This window comes from Acinetobacter sp., from assembly GCF_036666595.1.
Classification (GTDB): Bacteria; Pseudomonadota; Gammaproteobacteria; order Pseudomonadales; family Moraxellaceae; genus Acinetobacter.
Window position 1 is genome coordinate 1 of the sequence record NZ_JAVWVO010000068.1, and the last position, 793, is coordinate 793.

Sequence of the window (793 nt, forward strand, 5' to 3'; positions counted from 1 at the left end):
AGTAATAGGGCTTTTACTATTTTTTCTTTTGAGTATTTCACTAATTTAATTCTCTTATCTACTCAATAACTATTCATACTATACCGATTTTCTTGGAGGTCGTTTGCTTCCATTTAACATAATGGAGGTTATACGAAATGCTTTTTAAAATATCCTTGTTTTTCATAAAGTTAAAAAATTTTCATCCCCCTGAAAAACAACAAAAAACCGACTTGGAAACAAGTCGGCTTTTTATTGAACAGATTTGTCACTTTCAGCCAATAAAATTGATTAATATTTAATCGATTTGTCATTTTTCTCTGCGTTATCAAGCCAACGCTGGCTTAAATTATCCCCAATTTCTGCGGACAACTCTTGGGATAAAAATCCACCAATTTTGTACGCCTGAGCGCACATGAATTTAGGGGGGTTGCGGATAGGTAATGCTCCCCTCAAATAATTGAACTTAAAAGTAGAAAATCGAATAGCCTTAACTTAAGGAGATTTTCTATGAAAACATCTAAATATTCAGACAGCTTAATCATGAGTATTTTGAAGCAAGCTGAAGCAGGAACTCCAGTTCCAAATTTATGCCGTGAACATGGAATGAGTTCGGCCACATTTTATAAGTGGAAATCAAAATTTGGTGGCATGGATCTCTCGATGATGACTCGATTGAAAGAGCTAGAAGCTGAAAATGCTCGTCTTAAACGTATGTATGCCGATGAGCGACTCAAGTCAGATATCTTACAAGACGCACTGTCAAAAAAGTTTTAAGGCCAATTCAACGTAAATCAATTGCTCAGCATGCTGT

1 pseudogene is annotated in these 793 nt (G+C 35.3%); it reads left to right on the forward strand.

The window, feature by feature from the left end:
- Positions 1–489: 489 nt before the first annotated feature.
- Positions 490–793: pseudogene (locus RR876_RS16800) on the forward strand (transposase); the annotation flags it as partial.